This is a genomic window from Aeromonas sp. R2-3 (genome assembly GCF_040908375.1).
GTDB lineage: Bacteria > Pseudomonadota > Gammaproteobacteria > Enterobacterales > Aeromonadaceae > Aeromonas > Aeromonas veronii.
Genome location: NZ_JBFODP010000019.1, coordinates 20,637 through 42,602, shown reverse-complemented (window position 1 = coordinate 42,602; position 21,966 = coordinate 20,637). Strand labels below are relative to the sequence as shown.

The 21,966-nt window shown below is 59.1% G+C and carries 16 protein-coding genes; 6 read left to right on the top strand and 10 right to left on the bottom strand.

Translation table 11 applies throughout. The features are described from left to right. Positions 1–4: 4 nt before the first annotated feature. Genes AB5Z02_RS08535 through AB5Z02_RS08525 form a run of 3 tightly spaced genes read right to left on the bottom strand, consistent with a single transcriptional unit; the run spans position 5 to position 3,712 of the window. Entirely contained in the window at positions 5–1,693 is a 1,689-nt protein-coding gene (locus AB5Z02_RS08535) for an N-acetylmuramoyl-L-alanine amidase (protein ID WP_368215859.1), read from the bottom strand. Between the two features lie 23 nt (positions 1,694–1,716). After that, entirely contained in the window at positions 1,717–2,190 is a 474-nt protein-coding gene (gene tsaE / locus AB5Z02_RS08530) for a tRNA (adenosine(37)-N6)-threonylcarbamoyltransferase complex ATPase subunit type 1 TsaE (RefSeq protein WP_005339056.1), read from the bottom strand. A 10-nt stretch (positions 2,191–2,200) separates the two neighbouring features. Continuing rightward, positions 2,201–3,712, bottom strand: a complete 1,512-nt coding sequence (locus AB5Z02_RS08525) for an NAD(P)H-hydrate dehydratase (protein ID WP_368215858.1) — start codon at positions 3,710–3,712, stop codon at positions 2,201–2,203. Between the two features lie 60 nt (positions 3,713–3,772). On the opposite strand from AB5Z02_RS08525, the gene queG reads away from it, so the two are divergent. Beyond that, positions 3,773–4,927, top strand: a complete 1,155-nt coding sequence (gene queG, locus AB5Z02_RS08520; RefSeq protein WP_368215857.1) for a tRNA epoxyqueuosine(34) reductase QueG — start codon at positions 3,773–3,775, stop codon at positions 4,925–4,927. Positions 4,928–5,038: 111 nt separating this feature from the next. Beyond that, entirely contained in the window at positions 5,039–5,779 is a 741-nt protein-coding gene (gene ppgK / locus AB5Z02_RS08515; RefSeq protein ID WP_005339062.1) for a polyphosphate--glucose phosphotransferase, read from the top strand. A 104-nt stretch (positions 5,780–5,883) separates the two neighbouring features. On the opposite strand, the gene AB5Z02_RS08510 is transcribed toward ppgK, so the two are convergent. After that, positions 5,884–6,339: a hypothetical protein gene (locus AB5Z02_RS08510; RefSeq protein ID WP_279488889.1), complete on the bottom strand. Its 456-nt coding sequence runs from the start codon at positions 6,337–6,339 to the stop codon at positions 5,884–5,886. A 505-nt stretch (positions 6,340–6,844) separates the two neighbouring features. On the opposite strand from AB5Z02_RS08510, the gene metN reads away from it, so the two are divergent. From metN to rfaH, 4 genes are all read left to right on the top strand, one after another. Continuing rightward, a complete protein-coding gene (gene metN / locus AB5Z02_RS08505; RefSeq protein WP_335854508.1) occupies positions 6,845–7,888 on the top strand; it encodes a methionine ABC transporter ATP-binding protein MetN in 1,044 nt (347 codons plus the stop codon). Then, a complete protein-coding gene (locus tag AB5Z02_RS08500) occupies positions 7,869–8,522 on the top strand; it encodes a methionine ABC transporter permease (RefSeq protein WP_005339070.1) in 654 nt (217 codons plus the stop codon). Before metN ends, AB5Z02_RS08500 begins: the two co-directional genes overlap by 20 nt. Before the next feature lie 25 nt (positions 8,523–8,547). Next, complete coding sequence (gene metQ, locus AB5Z02_RS08495; RefSeq protein ID WP_058057236.1) at positions 8,548–9,348, top strand: methionine ABC transporter substrate-binding lipoprotein MetQ; 801 nt, start codon at positions 8,548–8,550, stop codon at positions 9,346–9,348. 96 nt (positions 9,349–9,444) lie between these two features. Continuing rightward, positions 9,445–9,945, top strand: a complete 501-nt coding sequence (rfaH, locus tag AB5Z02_RS08490) for a transcription/translation regulatory transformer protein RfaH (RefSeq protein ID WP_058057235.1) — start codon at positions 9,445–9,447, stop codon at positions 9,943–9,945. 59 nt (positions 9,946–10,004) lie between these two features. On the opposite strand, the gene AB5Z02_RS08485 is transcribed toward rfaH, so the two are convergent. From AB5Z02_RS08485 to arcB, 6 genes are all read right to left on the bottom strand, one after another. Beyond that, complete coding sequence (locus AB5Z02_RS08485; RefSeq protein ID WP_368215856.1) at positions 10,005–11,981, bottom strand: methyl-accepting chemotaxis protein; 1,977 nt, start codon at positions 11,979–11,981, stop codon at positions 10,005–10,007. A 39-nt stretch (positions 11,982–12,020) separates the two neighbouring features. Beyond that, positions 12,021–13,232, bottom strand: coding sequence for an EAL domain-containing protein (locus AB5Z02_RS08480; protein WP_110303436.1), 1,212 nt, complete (start codon positions 13,230–13,232; stop codon positions 12,021–12,023). After that, entirely contained in the window at positions 13,213–17,454 is a 4,242-nt protein-coding gene (locus tag AB5Z02_RS08475; RefSeq protein WP_368215855.1) for a transporter substrate-binding domain-containing protein, read from the bottom strand. Before AB5Z02_RS08475 ends, AB5Z02_RS08480 begins: the two co-directional genes overlap by 20 nt. Positions 17,455–17,677: 223 nt before the next feature. Beyond that, positions 17,678–17,881 (bottom strand): hypothetical protein, encoded by a 204-nt coding sequence (locus tag AB5Z02_RS08470; protein WP_005349248.1) that lies wholly within the window; start codon positions 17,879–17,881, stop codon positions 17,678–17,680. Between the two features lie 315 nt (positions 17,882–18,196). Next, entirely contained in the window at positions 18,197–19,561 is a 1,365-nt protein-coding gene (dgt, locus tag AB5Z02_RS08465) for a dGTPase (RefSeq protein WP_368215854.1), read from the bottom strand. A gap of 51 nt (positions 19,562–19,612) precedes the next feature. Then, complete coding sequence (arcB, locus tag AB5Z02_RS08460; protein WP_064338729.1) at positions 19,613–21,925, bottom strand: aerobic respiration two-component sensor histidine kinase ArcB; 2,313 nt, start codon at positions 21,923–21,925, stop codon at positions 19,613–19,615. Between the last annotated feature and the right edge of the window lie 41 nt (positions 21,926–21,966).

Sequence of the window (21,966 nt, the reverse complement as noted above, 5' to 3'; positions counted from 1 at the left end):
CGCGTCAGTTTTGCGGAATGTAGAGCACCTGCCCTACCTGAATATTCCGCGACTTGAGCTTGTTGATCTCTACCAGCCGTGCCTGGCTCACCCCATGTTTCTCGGCAAGGCGGGAGAGACTCTCCCCCCGCTTGACCACATGGCGGATCATCTGCGACTTGTCGTCACTGCGAACGGGGGCGGCACTGCGGCTCTGCCCCTGCTGGGGGATATAGATAGTCTGACCGATCTGAATATCCCGGCTGCGCAGCTGGTTGATCTCCACCAGAGTGGACTGACTCACTCCATGCTTCTCGGCAAGGCGAGAGAGGCTCTCGCCCCGTTTGACCACATGGCGGAGCATCCGCGATTTGTCATAGTCCCCCACACTGCTGACCGGTGCACCGCTCTCTTGCGCTGCAGCCGAGTAAGGCTTGATCACCCCGGCGCCAGAGCCGCTCGCCGTTCCGCTATCACGGGCAGTAGCGGGCATCTTGTTGGTCACTACCGGCTGCGACTGTGCCTGCCTGGGCTGGCTCACCGGCTGCCGGGCTACCGGTGCAGGGCGAGTAGCGGCAGGTTGGCTCACCTGCCCCTTGCCGGTAAGCATGGCCCCCTTGGTCGGGTGGGCGCGGTAGTAGTTGCGGATCCCCTCGAAGATGGCGCGGGCCAGCTGGTCCTGATAGCTGGCGGTGGCCAGCAGCTTCTCTTCCGCATGGTTGGAGATAAAACCGGTCTCCACCAGCACCGAGGGAATATCCGGCGCCTTCAGCACCGCCAGACTGGCGTGTTCCGGCGCCTTCTTGTGCAGTCGGGCGACCTTGCCCATGGAGCGCAGGATCTGGCGACTGACGTCATATCCTTCAGCACGGGACTTGTCCATGGAGAGGTCGAGGAAGGTTTGCGCCAGATAGGGGTTGGGATCGGATTCCGCCAACACCTTGCCGACACCGCCCAGCAGCTCGCCCTGCTTCTCCTGCTTCTCCAGCCAGCTGCCCATCTCGCGGTTGGCACGGTTGGTCGAGAGGACCCAGACCGAGGCGCCGCGCGGAGTGGAGTTGTGGAAGCTGTCCGCATGGACCGACACCAGCAGATCCGCCTTGGCCTTGCGGGCAATCTCGGAGCGCTTGTTGAGGTCGACGAAATAGTCGCCACGACGGGTCATCACGGCACGCATCCCCGGCTCGCGGTCGATCAGTGCCGCCAGCTTCTGGGAGACCGCCAGCGTCACCCGCTTCTCGTAGGTACGGCGCGGGCCGATGGAGCCCGGGTCTTCCCCGCCGTGGCCCGGGTCGATGGCAATCACCACTCCCTTGCCCTTGCCACCGACAGGCGTGGCTTGCACCGCTGCAGCCGAGCGCTTCTCTTCATAAGGCAGATCGATGACCAGACGGTGGCCATAGGGCCCGGCTGGCGCCAACGGAAAGACCACCGGCTTGATGGCGGAGCTGAGATCCATCACCAGCCGCAGACCGCCCTTCTCCAGCGGAGTGCTCTGGCGGATCTTGCGCACCAGTTCGCTGTTGTTCTCGATCCGCGCCAGATTGGCGGCGTTGCTCGCCCCTTTCAGATCGATCACCAGCCGATCCGGGCCGGTGAGGGTGAAATAGTTGAAGTTGGGGGCGCTGCTCATATCGAGCACCACCCGGGTGTTATCCGGTGATGGCCAGATTCGTACGCTCTTGAGCTGATTCGCCCAAGAAGGTAACGCCATCAAAGAGAGAGCAATAACAAGGATCAAGCGCACGTAGATGACAACCGTTCCAGAATGGCTTCGCCAATAGCAGTGCGAGCCTCTATCAGAACCTCGCGCTGCTCGCCTACATAAGTGAGGGTAATTTCCAGGTCGGGAGCCGGTAACCAGCCCTCGCCCTTCTCGGACCACTCCACCAGACAGAGAGTGTTGGCGGCAAAATAGTCCCGAATGCCCATGAATTCCAGCTCTTCCGGATCAGCCAGGCGATAGAGATCGAAATGGTAGACCTGCCAACCATCGAGCTCATAGGGTTCGACCAGGGTGTAAGTCGGGCTTTTTACCTTGCCCTGATGGCCAAGGCCCTGCACCCAGCCGCGGGTCAGGGTGGTTTTACCGGCGCCAAGCGTGCCATGCAAAAACACTGTGGTCGCCTGCTGGCAGGCCTGTGCCAGACGGCCACCCAGTGCCACGGTTGCTGCCTCGTCCGGCAGTGTCATCATCAACTGTTTTGCCATGTTCTTCTTTTTAACTTGTAATGGTGTCGGGATTAACCAGTTTGCGGATCAGCGGCAGCAGATCTGACGCCAGCATGCCCCGCTCGCCGTCAGCGGCGGCCTGATCTGCAGCCTCGCCGTGGATCACGGCGCCCAGCCAGCTTGCCATGGTGGCAGACCAGCCCTGGGCCAAAAGGGCGGCGATTATACCAGATAACAGATCGCCCATCCCGCCACTTGCCATGCCGGGATTGCCTTCACAACAGAGAGCGACCCGCTCGCCGTCATAAATAAGTGTTCCCGCCCCTTTTAACAACACCACACCGCCATAACGCCGCTGCAGCGCCTGCACGGCGGCAAACCGGTCGGTTTCAATCTCGGCAATGGTGCATCCCAGCAGGCGCGCAGCTTCACCGGGATGGGGCGTGAGCACCCAATTATCCTGATGGCGGGGAGATTGCGCCAGCCAATTCAATCCATCGGCGTCCAAAACCAGTGGCAGCCGTTCGGTGAGATAACGGGCGATTTGCGCGCGTCCCCACTCATCCTGACCGAGCCCGGGGCCGATGACCCGCACCGACGCCCACCCCTCGTCATCAGCGGTAGTGAGACTCATCAGTTCGGGTTGATAGAGGCTGACCGGTGGATGAGCCGGATGCTGACACACCCGCACCAGCCCGGCCCCCGCCCGCAGGCAGGCGCGGGCCGCCAGCACGATGGCCCCCTGCATGCCGCGATTGCCCCCCACCAGCAGCACCTTGCCATAAGAGCCCTTGTGGGAAGCGCGCTGGCGCGGGGTCAGTTGCGTGCTCAGCTGCGGATAATCGATACGCCAGGCGGCGGGCAGCATAGTGTCATCAGGCGTGACGCCAAGGGGATCACAGTCGAGCTGGCCGACGCAATCCACCCCATCGCCGGTGAGCATCCCCTGCTTGATACCGATAAAGGTGAGGGTGCGAGTGGCCTGCACCACGGCCCCCATGGCACGGCCGGTATCGCCGTTGAGGCCGGAGGGGAGATCCACCGCCAGCACGGGCACAGCCAAGCCATTGATTGTTGCGACGATCTTTGTCAGTAGTGGCGAGAGGGAGGTGTTGACGCCGGTGCCAAGCAGGGCATCGACCACCAGATCCGGGGTGGAGTGCTGGTCCTTATCAAATTGCTCGGCCAGCCAGACCCGGCCACCGGCCGCCAGCCACTCATCGGCGGCCCGTCTGGCATCCCCCTTCAGCTGGTCGGGTGCCCTGGCGGCAATCACCACCACCTCGATGCCAATCTGGCGGGCAAGGCGGGCCAGCACATAGCCATCACCGCCGTTATTACCGGGGCCGACGAAAATCCACCAGCAGCGACTGTCGGGCCAATGCAGGGTGGCATAAGTACGCAGCGCGGCACCGGCTCGCTCCATCAGGGCATAGAGAGGTTGCCCCTCACGCGCGGCCCAGTTGCGCTCCAGTGCGCGGATCTGTTCAGTCTGCCACAACCCCTGTGGTAAACTGCCCCCCTCTTTTGTGCCCAACGCGCCCCTGATGATCTCTACCATGACGGCTCCCGCCTCTTATCAATCGACCCACGCCAGCAAACTCCGGCCAGGCCAAGCCGCATGAGCGCACCTGACTTCCACCAGCTGGCCCAAGATATCAAGCTCTGGGCACGGGAGCTAGGTTTTGACCAGGCGGGCATCACCGACACCGACCTGCGTATCGAAGAGCCGAGATTGCAGGCCTGGCTGGATGCGGGCTATCACGGCAGCATGGATTACATGGCACGCCACGGCATGATGCGCGCGCGCGCCCACGAGCTGCTGCCGGGCACGGTGCGGGTGTTGTCGGTGCGGATGAACTACCTGCCGTTCGAAGCGGGCTTTGCTGCCACCCTGCGCGATCCGACTCTGGGCTATATAAGCCGCTATGCTCTCGGTCGCGACTACCACAAAGTGCTGCGCAACCGGCTCAAACAGCTGGGTGATCGCATCGAAGCGCGCTGCGCCGAGCTGTTTCAAGGCACTGAAGAGACCTTGGGTGAGTGGCGCCCCTTCGTTGACTCCGCCCCCATCCTCGAGCGGCCACTGGCGGCCAAGGCGGGCCTCGGCTGGGTTGGCAAACACTCACTGCTGCTCAACGAATCGGCTGGCTCCTTCTTCTTTCTCGGTGAGCTGTTGCTCAACCTGCCGCTGCCGCTCGACCAGCCAGTGGAGAAGGAGCAGTGCGGCAAGTGTGTCGCCTGCATCAACATCTGCCCGACCGGCGCCATTGTCGCCCCCTATGTAGTAGATGGCCGCCGCTGCATCTCCTATCTCACCATCGAGAATGACGGCCCTATTCCGGAAGAGTTTCGCCCCCTGATGGGCAACCGCATCTACGGCTGCGACGACTGCCAGCTTATCTGCCCCTGGAATCGCTATGCCGATGCCAGCCCGGAACCCGATTTTAGCCCCCGCCCCAGCCTGCACCGCCCGCCCCTGCTGGCGCTGTGGTGCTGGAGCGAGAGCGAGTTTCTCAAGCAGACCGAAGGGAGCCCGATCCGCCGCATCGGTTACCAGCGCTGGCGCCGCAATCTGGCAGTCGCCCTTGGCAATGGCCCGGCGACCCCCGAGGTGATCGCGGCCCTGCAACTGGGGCTGACCACCGCCGAGCCCATGGTGGCCGAACATATCGAATGGGCGCTGGCCACCCTTGCCCGGCGTCAGGATGAAGAGAACAAGAAGACCCGTTTGCTGATCCGCTGCATCGAAAAAGGTCTGTCGGATCACGCATAAGTGATCTGCCCCTTGCCGGATTGCAGCACTTTTTTCATGCTCTGCCGACCTGCAGTGCCCATAACAGCATGGTCACTGCAAACTGGTCGGCACACAACAAGGACAACACAGATGCATATGTTGGGAGTGGATATTGGAGGCTCAGGGATCAAGGGCTGTCTGGTCGATACCAAAACCGGCGAATTGATTGGCGAGCGCCATCGCATTGCCACACCGCAACCGGCTACCCCAGCCGCCATCGCCCATACCCTCAAGGCACTGGTCGAACACTTCGACTGGAAAGGGCCAGTGGGCTGTGGCTTTCCCGCCACCATCCACAACGGGGTTGCCAAGAGTGCCGCCAACATCGACAAGAGCTGGATCGAAACCGACGCCGAGCATCTGTTTGCCGATGTCACCGGCAAGCCCTGCTATGTGCTGAACGATGCCGATGCCGCCGGTCTGGCCGAGATGCGCTTTGGCGCCGGCAAGGATCGCAAGGGGGTCATCATCCTCATCACGGTCGGCACCGGCATCGGCACCGCCATCTTCGTCAACGGCCATCTGCTGCCCAACACCGAGCTGGGCCATCTGATGCTGGAAGGAATGGTCGCCGAGCACTACTGCTCCGATGCGGCGCGCAAACGGGAGGATCTCTCCTGGAACCGCTGGGGCAAGCGCTTCAACAAGTATCTGGCCCGCCTCGAGTTTCTCTTCTCCCCCGACCTCTTCATTCTGGGGGGCGGCAGCGCAGCCAAGCTGGATAAGTTTGTCGATCGCATCGAGACCCGAGCACCGCTCATTCCGGCGGCCAGCCTCAATCAGGCGGGCATTATCGGGGCCGCTCTCTACGCGGCCGAGCAGCAGGGCTGACCGACGCTCACTGCAAGTCAGCAGATACCAATGGAAAGGGCCCGGCACTGCTGCCGGGCCCTTTTGTTTTGCGGTCATCTTGCGTGTTTGGTGCTTATCACCCGTTACATGTCGTCGAGTCGGTGCACTCCGTGCACCAGTCGGGTCAGGCGGGTCTGCTCCAGCCCGGCCAGATTCTCGAGCAAAGCGGTGGTGGCCGGTGTCGGGCACTCCCGTGCCAGATGGCTCAGCTCGCGCACCAGCTGCTCTTCCCAGCGGCATACCTGAGTGACGATATTCTGGGTCTGGACTGATGCCGGCAGCTCGAAGCGGGTAATGGCAGGCAGCATGTCCTCGCTGAAACTCTGGTTCAGCCAGGTCTCCCTGACCGCCTCTCCCAGCTGAGCGGCATATTCGTGCAGATGGGCACTGGCCGCATCCTCACGCCCTTGCAGATAGACCAGCAACATCCGGCTCCGTTCGTTGTCCACCTGACTGGTCAAACGCCCGTAACAGAGCCCGAGCTGGTGATGAACCTGTTCAAGATAGTGCAGCAACTCTTTGATCTGTTGGAATCTCATCGCACTGCCCTCCATGCTTGTCGACGTCATCAGTATAAAAAAACGGCGCCACCGACCCAATCCCTATCCGAGCCCCCCTTGCGCTGCATCAAGGTTGACGCCGACAAAGTGGCAGCCAGGTGAGCCTGTCACGAATAGGGAACGATTTGTGCAGCAATTTGTGTAACGATGGAGGAGTATCAGGCTCGATGGCCGATATGGACAGGAACGGGCTGGCACACTAATAAAACCAGCATATACCCGATATAAACCATCTTTAATTCGGTTATCTGCCGCAGGGACGAAACAGGATGTGGCAGAGCGACAATACCATCCTTATCGTTATCCGCCTGACAGAAATCCTTATCACTTTTTTAGACGTCTAGACGTAAAAACATGCGTTGACATGGCCATCCAGACATCTTAGCATCATCCTCCATGATGACAGAGTAACCCAGTGGAACCTCTGCCCAATTTCCCCGCCTGTAGCGCCCTGTGCTTTAAGGCTGTTAGCACGGAAGAATCCATGATTAAGTTGATCGGTCTCAACAAAGTCTACGGTACAGGCAGTGACGCCGTGCACGCCCTGCGTGATGTGAGTCTGCATGTACCCCAAGGCAAAATTTTCGGGGTGATCGGTGCCTCCGGTGCCGGCAAGAGTACCCTCATTCGTTGTGTCAACCTGCTGGAGCGCCCGACAGAGGGCCAGGTGATTGTAGATGGCCAGGATCTGGTCGCCCTGAGCGAACGGGATCTGACCCAGGCTCGCCGCCAGATCGGGATGATTTTCCAGCACTTCAACCTGCTTGCCTCCCGCACCGTGTTTGCCAACATCGCCTTTCCGCTGGAGCTGGCAGGCTGGAGCAAAGAGAAGATCCAGCAACGGGTTGCCGAACTGCTGGCGCTGGTCGGGCTGGAAGCCCGTGCCCATGCCTATCCGTCCGAGCTTTCCGGCGGTCAGAAACAGCGGGTCGCCATTGCCCGCGCACTGGCACCGGCCCCCAAGGTACTGCTGTGTGACGAGGCCACCTCGGCCCTCGACCCGCAGACCACCCGCTCGATCCTGACCCTGCTCAAGGAGATCAACGTCAAGCTGGGGCTCACCATCCTGCTCATTACCCACGAGATGGATGTGGTGAAGGGGATCTGTGACGAAGTGGCCATCATCAGCGACGGCCGTCTGATCGAACAGGGCGAAGTGGCCTGGTTCTTCAGCAATGCCAAGACCCAGCTGGCGCGGGATTTCATCCACTCCACCATCCACCTGGAAGTACCGCAGGAGTATCAGGATCGGATGAGTGCGGAGCGGGTGCCAGGCAGCTACCCGCTGGTGAAGCTCGGCTTTACCGGCAGCACGGTTGATACGCCGCTGATCTCCGAGGCGAGCCGCCGTTTCAACATCGACATCAGCATACTGAGCGCAGACATCGAATACGCAGGTGGCGTCAAATTCGGTTTCCTGCTGGCCGAGCTGTTCGGGGATGAAGCCCAGTGCGAGGCGACCCAGCAGTTTCTCATCGACAACCACATTCAGCTGGAGGTAATGGGTTATGTCCGAAGCCATGATTAATCTGCTCATCACGGCCCTGGGCGACACCCTGATCATGGTGTTTGCCTCCGCTCTGTTCGGCTGCCTGCTGGGTCTGCCGCTCGGCGTGGCACTGCACGTGACCAAGGCGGGCCAGATCCTGGCCAACCCCTTGCTCAACCGTACTCTGGGCATGGTGGTCAACGTGGGTCGCTCGGTGCCCTTTATCATCCTGCTGGTCGCCATCATTCCGCTAACCCGGCTGATTGTCGGCACCAGTATCGGCACCATCGCCGCCATCGTGCCGCTGACCGTCGGTTGCATCCCTTTCATTGCCCGTCTGGTGGAAGGGGCCCTGATGGAGGTGCCGGACGGCCTGCTGGAAGCGGCCAAGGCGATGGGCGCCAAGCCGCTGCAAATTATCACCAAGGTGCTGCTGCCCGAGGCTCTGCCCGGCATCCTCAACAGTGTCACCATTACCCTCGTCACGCTGGTGAACTACTCGGCCATGGCCGGGGCCATCGGTGGCGGTGGTCTGGGGGATGTGGGTATTCGTTATGGTTATCAGCGCTTTGACCCGACCGTCATGCTGGTGACCGTGGTTATCCTGGTAGTACTGGTTCAACTTATCCAGAGCGCGGGTGAGCGCCTGGTCAACAAATGTGATCATCGTTAATCGTCGATTTCTGACAGGAGGTTTTATGAAATTTGGCATCAAATCCGTTGCGGCTGCCCTGCTGGCTGGTCTGGTTCTGGCCGGTTGCGGTCAAAAAGAAGAGAGCAAGGTTCTGAAAGTGGGCGCTATTGCTGGCCCGGAGACCGAACTGGTTGAAGTGGCTGCCAAGGTAGCCAAAGAGAAATACGGTCTGACAGTCGAGGTGGTCAACTTCTCCGACTACGTCACCCCGAACGTGGCGCTGAACGATGGCAGCATCGACGTCAACGCTTTCCAGCACAAACCCTATCTGGATGCACAAGTGCGTGATCGCGGCTTCAAGCTGATTCCGGTTGGCAACACCTTTGTCTACCCGATCGCCGGTTACTCCAAGAAGATCAAGGCGCTGAGCGAGCTGCAAGATGGCGCCCAGATCGCGGTACCGAACGATCCGACCAACCTGGGCCGCTCCCTGATCCTGCTGGCCAAACAGGGTCTGATCACCCTGAAGGATGGCGCCGGTCTGGAAGCCACCGTGCTGGATATCGCCAGCAACCCGCGCAACTTCAAGATTGTCGAGCTGGAAGCAGCCCAACTGCCGCGCTCGCTGGAAGACGTGGACTTAGCCATCATCAACAACACCTTCGCCGGTCAGATTGGTCTGACCCCGACCGAGAACGGCCTGTTTGTTGAGGACAAAGAGTCCCCCTACGTCAACCTGATCGTCGCCCGCGACAACAACAAGGATGACGAGAAGGTCAAACAGTTCGTACAAGCTTTCCAGACCGATGATGTCTACAAGAAAGGTCTCGAGCTGTTCAAAGGCGGCCTGGTAAAAGGTTGGTAATTGCTCACTCGGCAAAAAAGGCCACGCAATGCGTGGCCTTTTTTATTGGCGCCGCTATCATATCCGCGAGCACGGCAACACGAACATACTCATAACATGAAAAAATGGTATCTGGCCTACTGCAAGCCAAAAGAAGAGGCCCGCGCCCGCGCCCACCTCGATGCCCAGGGTATCGAATCCTATTACCCCATGGTGGAGATCGAGAAGCTGCGCCGGGGCAAGCGAGTTCCGGTACGGGAACCCATGTTCCCCAACTATCTGTTTATCTTCGTTGATTTGGAAGAGGTGACACCGGTCACCCTGAAATCGACCCGCGGCATCAGCCGGATCATCCACTTTGGCAGTGAATGGACCCCCATCAGCAGCAAGCTGGTCTATCAGCTGATGAGTCGCGATGACAGCGATGAGGCGAGAGCCAGCTACGCTAACCTGCCCTGCTCGGGCGACAAGGTGCTGATTGAAGAGGGGCCGCTTGCCGGCTTCGAAGCCATCTATATGGAGCCGGATGGAGAGAAACGGGCGATTTTGCTGGTCAGCCTGCTCAACCGGGAGACCACCAGCAGCTTCGACAACCACACCTTCCGACGTCTGGACTAAGCCCACGGGCCAGGCGGCCCGGTGCATGGCAATAGCAATGGCGGGATGACCCCGCCATCTCACGCATCCAGATCAAAACGGGCGATGACCGCCTTCAGCTTGCCGGTATCGCCAGCCAGTCTGGCTACGATCTCCTCCCCCTGCTGACTACGCTGACAGGATTGCCGACTGAGCGCGGCAATGTCGTCGACCGTCCCGGATACCTCGGCGGCCACCCGCGACTGCTGCTCGGTTGCCACCGAAATGGCCTCCAGCTGTCCCGACAGCGACTGTACCAGCTGGTTCATGGCACTCAGGGTATCTGTCACCAATCCGACTGCATCCCGCCCTTGCTCCACCAACCGGGTACCGCTGCTGACGGTGCTCACCGTCTGGCGAGTCTGCTGGGAGATGGCCGCAATAGTCTGGCTGATCTCGGCAGTTGATTGATGGGTGCGGGTCGCCAGCTGGCGCACCTCGTCGGCCACTACCGCAAAACCGCGCCCCTGCTCGCCTGCCCGCGCCGCTTCTATCGCCGCATTGAGGGCCAGCAGATTGGTCTGCTCCGCAATGGTGGCGATCACCTCGGTGATCTGCCCCACTTGTTCACTCTGATGCTCCAGCAGCCCCATGGCTTCGTTGGCCTGTCCAATCATGGCGGCAATCTGCTGCATGGTATCGCTCATTCGCGCCAGCGCGGCCTCTCCCTGACGGGTCTGCTGCCGCACCTGATGGGCTCCATCCGCCACACCGGCAATGTTGCCAGCCACATCACGAGCACTCACTGACATCTGATCGATAGCCGCCGCCACCGCATCGACCCGCTGATCCTGCTCCGTAAGATCCGCCACTATGGCTCTAGTAGTGCTGCCCACATCGAGACAGGCCACCTCGACCTGCCCCACTGCGCCCTGCAACTCCCCGACCAGATGATGTAACTGGGCAGACATCCGGTTGATGGAGCCTGTCAATTCTCCCAACTCATCCTGCCCTGTGATTGGCAAGGGCTCGGCCGCCAGCCGACCATCTGCAACCTGCCCCGCCCGGTTCACCAGACAGGCAATGTCACGGGTCAGACGGCGACTAAAGAACCAGGCGACCACCATGCCAAGCACGATGGCGCTGCCGGTAGCCAACAGCAGTGTCTGGTTGATAGCCCTCCCGGCTCCGGTCATCTGCGCCGAAATCTGATCCACCTCGGCACGGGTTTTCCCCACCTGCTGGACCAGCTGCTCGCTGAGGCTGGACTGCATCGGCTCGATGTCGGTGCCCATCAGGTAGTTTGCCTGATCCCAATCCGGTGCCTGGCGCTTCTCGATCACCTGTCCCACCAGCTCGGAGAAAGGGGTCGCCATCTCTTCAAACAGCTGCCAGAGGCTCTGTTGGGTGTCGGTAAAGAGCGCGGCTTGCTGCTTAACCTCAGCCACCCGCTGCTGATGAAACTGGTAGTAATCCTGATATTTGCTGCGGTATTCGGGATCGCCTGAGATAAGAAAATCCCTCAGGGCAGAGAGGGCGTTGGCGAGGCTGTTATAGGCATCTCCCACCTGTTTGAGCAGCATGCGGCGATCGCCGGAGAGTTGATCCTGCGGAGTGCCAACTTCTTCATTGGCAAAGGATTGCAACTGATCGAGCGCCGCCTCCGCCAACGGCCCCGCCTCCTGCAACATCAGGGTGTGAGCGGGCAGATTCTCTTCGCTCTGGGCGATGGTCCACACCTTCTCCTGATGGCTTTTGAAGGTCTCGAGAGACTTGGCGAGCGCCGGGCTGAACGCCTGATGGGCGATGGCCTGCCAGGCCGACTCCCACTCCTGCTTGAGGCGGGAGGCCTGAGCCGGATCCTTGCCGAGGATAAGATAGCCACGCAAGGCGGAAACGGTGGCAACCAGCGCTTTCTGGCTCGTTTCATCCCGCTGCAGGGCGGGCAGCGCCTGCTCCAGCAGGGTGTGTTGGGCCTGATTGATCTGGGTCAGCCGGTAATAGACCAGCGTGGAGGAGAGCAGGATCAGCAGGTTGATAAAACCGAAGCTGAGCAGCAACTTGCTTGAGATTTTCATGAACATCCTTGTTCAAACGGAGGGATCCAGCCAACAGAATCAGATAGATATCAGTGTAGGCAATCTATCTTGCCAAGTCCGGTGCCAATTAGCCAATTCACTGCGCGGCATCGGGCGGGCAGAGAAAAATCCCTGACAAAGGTCGCAACCTAGCTGGGCCAGCACTCGCCAGGTTGCCTCATCCTCTACCCCTTCCGCCACCGACTTCAGCCCCAGCTTGCGGGCTAACTCGATACTGGACTCGATAATAGCCAAACGTGACGGATCGGCATGGCAGCGATCGACAAAGGAGCGATCCAGCTTGAGTTCGGTGAACGGCAACAGTGCCAGCTGCTGCATCGAGGAGTAGCCGGTACCAAAATCATCGATGGAGAGGCCAAAACCATGCATCCTTAGCCGGGTCAGCACCTCCAGAGACTTGCCCAGATCCTGCACGAATGCGCTCTCGGTCACCTCCAGAGTGATGAGCTCAGGATTGATACTCCAGCGCTTGCACTGATCAATCAATAAGTTGCAAAGATCCCCTTCAATGAGTGAGGTGGTGGAGAGGTTCATCGACAGATTGAGTGACAACCCGGTTTCCTCCCATAAATGGCCATCACTCAGAGATTTGCTGATGATCACCTCGGTCAACGGATCGATAAGCCCGTTGTGCTCCGCCAGTGAAATAAAACGCCCGGGCGGGATCAGGCCAAACTCGGGGTGTTGCCAGCGGGCCAACGCCTCCATCCCGACCCACTCGCCGGATGCAAAACTCACCTTGGGCTGATACCAGGGCAGCAGTTGATCTTGTTCGATCGCCCGACGCAACTCATCGAGTCCTATTCTGTGCCCCTCTTCCTCCCTGAGGGGTTCCTGCCGGGGTGACCAAGCCTGGATAAGCCGCTGGAGCTGCTGCGGCGTTGAGGGTTTCTCTATGCGACCGAGCACCTGCAGGCCATAAGCGGTACTCATACGCAATACGGCTTCGACCACATCCCCCTCAAGCGCGCTGGAGAGGATAATGCCGCCCTGAAAACCACCCAGCGACAGACGGCGCAACAGCGCCATGCCATCCATTCCGGGCATTCGCAGATCGCAAAACAGGATATCGACGTTGTGTTGCTGGCTAAGCGCCAACGCCTCGATACCATCAACCGCTTCCAGCAGATTCTGGTAACCCAGGCTGCGGATCTGGTGCAGCAGCGCCTTGCGCTGAAATCCATGGTCTTCCACGACCATGATGACCAACTCATGTTGTGCTTTTTTCATCGAGCCATAATCCAATGTCGTGGGCAATCGCCGTCATCAACCTCTGCACTGTGCTGACCAGATCGTCGAGCTCGTCGAGCCGCTTCAATCGCGCTGCCGATTCCAGCATGGCAGCCTGGCTGGCAAGCTCCTCCAACCCGACCATTCGGGCAGCCCCCTTGATCCGGTGGGCTGTCTCTACCAAAGCGCTGGCATCATGACAAATCAGTGCTGCCATCATGGCCTCGCCATCCTGCCGGTTGGAATCGAGATACTCCACCGCCATGGCTCGCGCGGTCAGCTCGTCACCAAACAGCACCAACCAGCGCTCAGCCTGCATGCCTGTAGCCCCAACAACGGGCGCAACCGCGCTTCTGGTTGGCGTCCTCTCTGCCAGCCAATGGGCCAGCATCTGGCGCAAGATATCCAGCGGGTAGGGCTTCAGTAACATGTCACTCATGCCTGCCTCTACCATACGAGCACTCGCCTCTTCCGACGTATCTGCCGTTACCCCTATGATGGGGGCCGTCACTCCCGCAGCCCGCAGCGCCTTGGTCAGAGCATAACCATCCATCACCGGCATATGGCAATCAGTCAGCAGCAGAGAGAATTGCTGTCCCTGCCAGGCCCGCAGAGCCTTCTCGCCATCTTCCACAACCTGAGCCTCGATACCAAGAATGGCCAACTGCCGTGCCAGCAAGGCACGATTGACTGGATGATCATCAGCCACCAATACTTTGCCACCCAGCTTCTCTGCAAGCGCAGGGAGGATTGGTGTGACCCGCTCCTGTAGCAATTCGTGGCAGCTCTCCAGCAGAAGATCCGGATAGAGAGGGGATAGACCCAGGCGCCACCATTTCTGTTCACCAATCCGACCCCGTAACGCCTCATCGGGTGACGCTATGATCCCCTTCAGCGCAGAGTGTTGCAGCCAGCTTTGCCATTCCCCCCCAAGCGCTTGCTCAAGCCACCGTTGATCGGCCAACAGCAACCCTTCCAGTGAGCGACTGAGCTCATTGGCCCCCAAGTACCTGAGCTTGGCCCCCTGCCGTACCATGGCCGCTTCGAGGTTGGTGTCATCGCTGAAAAACCACCATTCTGTGTCAGCCAGAGCAGGGGGCTCCCACTGCGGATTGGTTAGCGGCACGGTGAAGCGGAAGCTGGAGCCCTCTCCTGCCTTGCTGGTCAGTGTCAGTGCCCCCCCCATTTTGCATACCAGCTGCTCACAGATTGCCAACCCCAGTCCGGTGCCACCAAAACGACGGTTGATATCTGACTCCACCTGCTCAAAAGGCGTGAACAGCAGCGCCTGCTTCTCTTCGGCGATCCCGATACCGGTGTCACTGACACTGATGGTCAGTTGCTCGCTCAGGTAGCTGACCCGAATCGTAATCCCCCCTTGTTCGGTAAACTTCACCGCATTGTTGAGCAGGTTGGAGATGACCTGACCAATACGCACCCCATCGATGTCGGCCCAATCCGGCACATGATGCTCCCACTCCAGTATCACGTTGAGCCCCTTGTTATGAGCCAGTGCCGCATGGCCACGAATGGCATCGCAGATCACCGTTTGCAAACGGCTGCTCTGGTAATTCAACTGCAACTGACCCGCTTCTATCTTGGAGAAATCGAGGATGTCATTGACCAGATAGAGCAGGTTGTTGGTCGAGGTGACCACATTGCGCACCATAAAACGCTGGTCGTCGTTGAGCTCGCTCATTTGCAGCAATTCGAGCATGCCATGCATGCCTGAAATGGGTGTTCGTAGTTCATGGCTCATGGTTGCCAAAAAGCGGCTGCGAGCCTGCATCGCCTGCTCGGCATAGGCGCGAGCTTCACGCAACTCATATTCCTGTTGCTTGAGGGCAGTGATGTCCTGAATCACACCGTTAAGGATCAGTGCCTGCTGCTCCTGTCTGACAAAGTTGCCACGCACTTGCAGATAGCGATCTCCATCAAGCCGCTCCACCCTGACCTCCAGATCGAGGGGGGCCAGGGTCTCGGCATGGTTGGCCACCTTGCTGACAAACTCCTGCAGGGCCTGTTCGGTAAAGCCAAATACCTCACCACCCGATTCAGCGTTAAATAAATCCTGGTGAGATACCCCCAGAATCTCGTTGGCCCCCTGAGAGGCATAAAGAAAGCGCCCCTTGCCCGGCCCTTGCCACAAATACTGATAGACCACCCCAGGCATGCTGTCGGTAATCTGGGTAAGGCGATTTTCAGCCTGACGGGCGCGCTCCTCCGCCTCCTTGATCCGGCTGACATCGGTCAGTACTGTCAACACCCCTAGCATATTGCCATCGGGATCGCGATAAGGGCGTTTGGCATAGATAACATGGCAGGGCGTACCATCAGCTCGCAGGTTACTGCCTGCCCCCTCCAGATCCTGTCCGGTCTGCCACACCAAACGCTCTTCTTCCAACACACTGTTTCTGAGTGTCTCGGGCATGTTTTGCAGCTCCTCACTGCTACTGCCAGCACCGAGGAAAGCATCGCGATAGGCCTGATTGCACAAGGTGATCCGCTGCTCGCTATCACGTAGCGCCACCATGGTTGGCAGTGAGTTGAGTAAGGTCTGCACAAACAGCAACTGTTCATTCAGCTTGTCCTCTGCGATTTTCCGCTGCGCAATCTGGCGACGCAAACTGCGAGCCCAGAACATCACCAACAAACCGCTGACGAGCAAGGCGCCCCCCCCTATGGCCAACCATTTGTAAATCAGGGTGTAATCAGACTCGATATTGACCGACACATTGAGCCAGCGTCGTTCCAGCAGTTGCCACTCCTCATCTGTGATGGTCAGCAGCAACTTGTCCATGATGTGGAGCAACTCGGGCTGAGCATTATCGACGGCCATACTGATAGGTACGGAAAATTCGGGGGAGCTCAGCACTACCTGATACTTATCATTGAAACCCTTCATCGCCTGCTGTCCCAGATTGGTCATGGTCAACAGCACATATTCGGCTCGCCCAGTATCAAGCAAGGTCAGTAAATCGGCATCTTTGCCTACTTCGATAATATTGGCGCCCAGCGCGTGAATGAGAGAGGCTTCGTAAGAACCCGTCACACCACCAATCAGACGCCCTTTCAGCTCGACCAGCGACTTCAGCGGGCGAGCACCGTGTCTGGCTACGACATAGCTGTCGAACTTCAGATAGGAGGAGGTAAAAGAGGCAAAGGACTGACGATCCTTGAGCGGTGTCATCAAGGGAATAAGGTCCACTTTGTGCTCTTTCAGCAGTTTAAGTGACTCCTGCCAGGTATTTGTCGACGCCAGCTCAAAGCGGATCCCGGAGCGCAGACTCAATAACTTCATCAGGTCTGCCGTATAGCCATGCAATTCACCTTCGTCATCGATTTCGCTGATGCCGGCAAATCCGGGGGCAACGGCGAACTTGATGACCCTGTTTCTCTGCTTCAGCCAACTAGCCTCATCTGGTTCCAGCAACAGACCAGCGTTGGCGCGTTCATTTTTCTGATGCAACCGTAATCGTGAGTCTGCAACGGGTATCCGTTGATATGCCTGCCAAAGCTTCTCGCTCAGCTCTGGCTGGCGGGAGCTGGTCGCCATCGTCAGCGTGCTGCCAGAAAGCCACCCAGGAGCGACAACCCCCATTGATGCAGGCATTCTCTCCATCTTAAGGGAAACAATGGGTTCCAAATCAAGATATGCATCGACAGCGCCCAGCTTGACCATATAGGTCGCCTCGTCACGGCTCTCAAGCTCAGTTACACCAGAGATCCCCAAACGATCCAACTCAGTGCAACTGCCAAACCCGCGAATACAGACCCAGCGTAACTTGCGCGCCTGCTCCAGGGTCAATCGCTGATCCGGGGTATGCATTAAAATGGAGCGAGCATAAGAACCGATACTGCCAATAGGGTTTATCCCCTTCAATTCAAGAGCATTACGTTCGACCCCGATTAATGCATCGATCTGGCCGCCTTGGAGAGCAATCTGGGCATCCACGTAGGAGTTGTAGGGGATATAACGCAATGACACGCCCATTTCGGCTGCAATGCGCGAGGCCAGCTCCTTGAGCGGACCGGCATAACGCTGGTTGGGGAGTTGATAGATGAAAGGGAGATAGCCGCCACGGGGAACCCCAACCAGCAGCTCCTTTTGTGCAGAAATCTCGTTACTTGTGCTCTCATCTTGCGGTTGGGGAGCCGCAACAGCCAACATGCCCGAAAACAACAGCAAAATGGGAAGAAAAAGCTGACGAAGGAGTGGCATAAGATCTTGTCCTGATGAGTAAAACAGATAGGGCTGCCACCTCTAATCTTGCAGATCCTGACGACGCAAGGCGAGAAAACAATCGCAGCTGTTACAAAGAGGGCAGAGAGGATAATACTGAGTCACCAACATGTGAACCTGGAATAAACCATAAGATGGAAAAATGGCAGGCATGCAGCCTGCCATTTCACTAGCGAGGGGGATCTTATTCTCCCCTTCGCGATCAGGTTATTCGATTCCCGAGGCGGAAGCCGGTTTGATACTCCCGCTCGCGAACGAGGGCAATTTGACCCTGATATCCTTCCAGCCCGATATCCCTGAGCAGGGCGGGCGACAGATTGACCTGCACGAGACGACGCTCGACTCGGGCAATCCTTCTCTGGACCAGGGATTCAACACTGCGCAGTAAAACCAGTTCGATAGACATGACATTCTCCAGTTGAACATGCGGTTCTCCCGGAGAAAGTGGATATCACCCTGCGGGACGAACCGCGGGTGATAAAAAGACAGGGGTTACCTGTTTACGCCACGCGGTAAAAGAGCACGAGATTTCACGCCGCACGCAGTGCCGCGAGAGAATGCAATATTGAGCATCTGATGTTGCATATTCGTCTCCTTACCGGGTAAAAGTTGAACAGGTTGCAAAAGTCTAAAAAATATCCGAATTTAAAACAAGCCTCTTGCGACTCCTTTTTAAACGTTTTTACGGCATTTTATGCTGCCCGAAGGGGAGCTTGGGGCATCAGATCCCCGAGAGTAGCCGGTACTCCTCCAGCACGTAGGTATCCGTCATGCCGCTGACATAATCGAGCAGCAGCCGCACCCGGTAATACCACTCCTGCTCGTTCTGGCAGGCAAAGCGCTGATCCGGGGTGGCGATCGCCAATCGATAGGCCTTGAGATGGCGGGCCGAGAGACGGTGATAGAGGCGGCGCGCAAAGAACAGCGCCTGACTCCCCTCCCCGGCCAACAGGCGAGCAAACTGTGGCGCTGGCAGCGCCAACAGACAGGCATAACTGGTCAGCACCCCGCGCAGCGCCGCATACCCCTCCAGCTCGAGCGCTTCCACCTCGGGGCGCATAAAGACCAGCTCACGGGCCACCCGCTTGAGGATATCGAGCACCCGCGCCGCCGGCGCCTGACCGTGCAGCAGCGCTTGCAGGTATGACCCCTGTAAAATGGCCTGATGTTCGCTGACATAGCTCTGCGCCGCCAGCGCCACCAGATCCCGGGTCAGTTGCTGGCGAAAATGGGGAAAAAAGCCCCGACCACTGGCAAGCGCCTCATCCAGCAAGGTGCCCATGTAGTCACTCTGGTCAGCAGCTCGCAGCGCCGCCAGCAGTTCACCCTGAGTCAGGATCCGCCGATCTACCGCATCTTCCAGATCGGCGATGCAGTAGGAGATGTCATCGGCCGCCTCCATGATGTAAACCAGCGGATGACGGCAGCCGGGGGCCAGACCCAAGCTCTGACCGAGGGCCCGGTAGAGCGGCTGCTCGCTAAAGAAGATGCCCCGCTTGCTGCTCCAGCCATGATGCTGGCCATAGCTCACGCCGGGTTGCGGCTGCTGCGGGTATTTGCAGAGTGCCGCCAGCTGCCCGAGCGTCAGGTTAAGCTCGTGCAGGCTGTGCACCAGCCGCAGACTCTGGGCGTTGCCATCAAACAGTTGCAGGTCCTGACGCAATTCAGCCCACTGGGCCGAGGGTGTCTGCGCCAGCGCCTGCTGATAAAGGGGATCGAGCATCTCGCCGAGCCACTGGCTCATCACCTGCTCGCCAAAGTGGCCAAACGGCGGGTTGCCCACGTCATGAAGCAGGCAGGACATCTCCACCAGATTGATAAAGGCCCCTTCACAGACCATACCTGCAGGCAAGGCAGCCAGAATGCGGCGACTGATCTGGCGGCCAGTATCCTGTACCTCCAGCGAGTGGGTGAGGCGACTGCGCACCGAGGCCTTCACATCGAGCGGAAAGACCTGGGTCTTCTGCTGCAGCCGACGCACTGGCGCCGCCTGCACGATACGGGCGCGATCCTGCTCGGTCGCCTCCAGCAGCTCCTCATCCCCCCAGGAGTGGATGCGCGCGGGGGTAATCAAACGGCTATACATCTTGCAGCTCCTTGCCAGCAACTTCCATCAGACTCAAGACAACATCCAGCCTCAAGACAGCAACCAGCGCCGCAGCCGGGCGATATCGCCCGGATATTCCCGGCGCAGCGTCTCAATCCAGTCTTCCACGTTTTCCCACCAGGCGGGATGATCCGGGCTCTGGATCAGCTGGGCCGTCTGCTGCAGACGGCGCAGGCCGATGGAGCCTGCCGCCCCTTTTATCTTGTGCGCCTCTTCCACCACCCCCGCTTGATCCTTGGCAATCATGTTGGAGTCGAGCACTGCCATGTAGTCCGGCATCATCTTCTCGAACAACTCGACGCTGGAGAGCAGCACCGGCTTGCCCACGGTATCGGCGTAATCGGTGAGGAAGGGGATATCCAGCAGGGCATCCTGATTGCCCGCATCCGCCTGCTCATCCGCTTCATCCTCGGCCAGATCGGCAAACAGGTGACCAATCACCTCCCGCACTGCTTTGGAGCCAAGCGGCTTGTTAATCACATCCTGCATGCCGTGATCCCGGTAGTACTGGCGATCGCCGGTAGAGTTGGCGGTGAGTGCCACCATGGGTGGCAGGCTGTCGCCATAACGCTCCAGCAGGGTTTTCGCCACATCGAAGCCGGTCATGTCCGGCAGCTGGATATCGAGCAAAATGAGGTCGAAATCATCCGGGTTGGCCATCGCCAACGCCTGGGTGCCGTCCCGTGCCACCTGCACCTGATGACCCAGCTTGCCCAGCAGGGCGCAGGCCACCGTCACGTTAAGCTCCACATCCTCCACCAGCAGGATATCGAGGGAGGGCATCTCCTCCTCCTGCTCTGGCAACACAGGCTCGGCGCAAGCTACCTCCAGCTCGGCGGTGAAGCAGGAGCCTTCGCCCGGATCGCTGTCCACGTAGAGCTGGCCGCCCATGGCCTGCACCAGCTGACGGGAGACCGCGAGGCCAATGCCGGTACCGGTAGCGTGTTTCTTGCCCTGCACCTGATAGTACATGGCGAAGATCTTCTCCTGCTGGGCGCGTGGGATACCAATACCGGTATCCTCCACCTCGAAGTGCAGGGCCAGCTTGCCCGGCTCATCGGCGGGATGGGAGAGACAACGCACGGTGACGCCCCCCTCATCGGTAAACTTGACCGCGTTGCCCACCAGATTCCACAGCACCTGACGCAGGCGGGTGCCGTCAGCCATCACGAATTGCGGCATGTCACCATCCCGATCGAAATGGAGATAGAGCCCCTTCTGCTCCGCCTGAATGCGCGACAGGGTCTCCAGCTCGTCGAGGAAGGCGGGCAGGTCGATACGGGTCGGCGCAATTTCGAGACGACGGCGATCCAGTTTGTCCAAGTCGATGATGTCGTTGAAGATATTGCCAAGGGTCACCGCACTCAGGTGAATGGTCTTGAGCTGCTGGTGTTGCTTGGGATCGAGGGGAGTATCCATCAGCATCCGGCTTAAGCCCACAATGCCGTTGAGCGGGGTGCGCAACTCGTGGCTGATGGTGGAGATGAAGGTAGTCTTGTCGCGGCTCGCCTTCTCCAGCTTGTCCTGATACTGCTTGCGCTCGGTGATGTCGCGGCCAAAACCGAGCAAGCCGAGTCGCTTACCGAAGCGGTCGAAGAAGGGCACCTTGCGCAGCTCGAAGTAGGCCTTGCGGCCATCGGGATACTCCAGCCACTGCTCGTAGGTGAGCGGCTCGTTGCTGGCAAAGACCTGCTTGTCGGTCTCCACCACCTTGTTGGCGATCTCCTGCTTGTAGACATCGAACGGGGTCAGACCGATCAGCTCGGCCTCCACCTTGCCGGTCAGCTCCTCCATGGCGCGGTTGCAACCGGAGAACTGCTCATCCTCGTTGCGGTAGTAGACCAGATCGGGTGAGCAGTCGATAAAGGAGCGCAGCAGCGCGGTGCGCTCCCCCAGATGGAGCTGGGCTTTCTCCCGCTGGAACACCTCGTTCTCGAGATCCTCGATGGCCTGAAGGCGCAGGCTCTCGGCCCGGTTGGTCTCGGCGATCTGGGCGTTGAGGCGGCTAATGTTCTCCTGCAGCTGGGTATTGAGCTCCAGATCCCGCTCGCGCATATCTTGCAGCTTGCGCACCATCCGGCTCAGTCGCTGACGGGAATCCTCCAGCTGATCCACCACGATGGAGAGAAAATAGACCGCCCAGGGGGTCACAAGCAGGCCAAAAAACACCGAGCGAACGAAGTCGATCACATCGATATTGCCGCGCAGGAACAGGGTCACCCCCATCTGGATGGCGACCGCCAGCACGATAATGCCCGCCGCCAGGAACATGCTAAAGCGCACCAGTCCCAGCTTGGTCATCAGATCGACATAATATTGCGCCCAGGATTTAATCTGTTTCATCTTATTGTTTTCCCCCGATATTCGCGGTACAGAATACCAGC

Coding starts and splice junctions, on each gene's coding strand:
- queG (WP_368215857.1), top strand. CDS start 3,773: ATGAGCGCACCTGACTTCCACCAGCTGGCCCAAGATATCAAGCTCTGG.
- AB5Z02_RS08470 (WP_005349248.1), bottom strand. CDS start 17,881: ATGTCTATCGAACTGGTTTTACTGCGCAGTGTTGAATCCCTGGTCCAG.
- AB5Z02_RS08480 (WP_110303436.1), bottom strand. CDS start 13,232: ATGAAAAAAGCACAACATGAGTTGGTCATCATGGTCGTGGAAGACCAT.
- AB5Z02_RS08510 (WP_279488889.1), bottom strand. CDS start 6,339: ATGAGATTCCAACAGATCAAAGAGTTGCTGCACTATCTTGAACAGGTT.
- rfaH (WP_058057235.1), top strand. CDS start 9,445: ATGAAAAAATGGTATCTGGCCTACTGCAAGCCAAAAGAAGAGGCCCGC.
- metN (WP_335854508.1), top strand. CDS start 6,845: ATGATTAAGTTGATCGGTCTCAACAAAGTCTACGGTACAGGCAGTGAC.
- ppgK (WP_005339062.1), top strand. CDS start 5,039: ATGCATATGTTGGGAGTGGATATTGGAGGCTCAGGGATCAAGGGCTGT.
- AB5Z02_RS08485 (WP_368215856.1), bottom strand. CDS start 11,981: ATGAAAATCTCAAGCAAGTTGCTGCTCAGCTTCGGTTTTATCAACCTG.
- arcB (WP_064338729.1), bottom strand. CDS start 21,925: ATGAAACAGATTAAATCCTGGGCGCAATATTATGTCGATCTGATGACC.
- AB5Z02_RS08500 (WP_005339070.1), top strand. CDS start 7,869: ATGTCCGAAGCCATGATTAATCTGCTCATCACGGCCCTGGGCGACACC.
- metQ (WP_058057236.1), top strand. CDS start 8,548: ATGAAATTTGGCATCAAATCCGTTGCGGCTGCCCTGCTGGCTGGTCTG.
- AB5Z02_RS08535 (WP_368215859.1), bottom strand. CDS start 1,693: ATGGCGTTACCTTCTTGGGCGAATCAGCTCAAGAGCGTACGAATCTGG.
- AB5Z02_RS08525 (WP_368215858.1), bottom strand. CDS start 3,712: ATGGTAGAGATCATCAGGGGCGCGTTGGGCACAAAAGAGGGGGGCAGT.
- dgt (WP_368215854.1), bottom strand. CDS start 19,561: ATGTATAGCCGTTTGATTACCCCCGCGCGCATCCACTCCTGGGGGGAT.
- AB5Z02_RS08475 (WP_368215855.1), bottom strand. CDS start 17,454: ATGCCACTCCTTCGTCAGCTTTTTCTTCCCATTTTGCTGTTGTTTTCG.
- tsaE (WP_005339056.1), bottom strand. CDS start 2,190: ATGGCAAAACAGTTGATGATGACACTGCCGGACGAGGCAGCAACCGTG.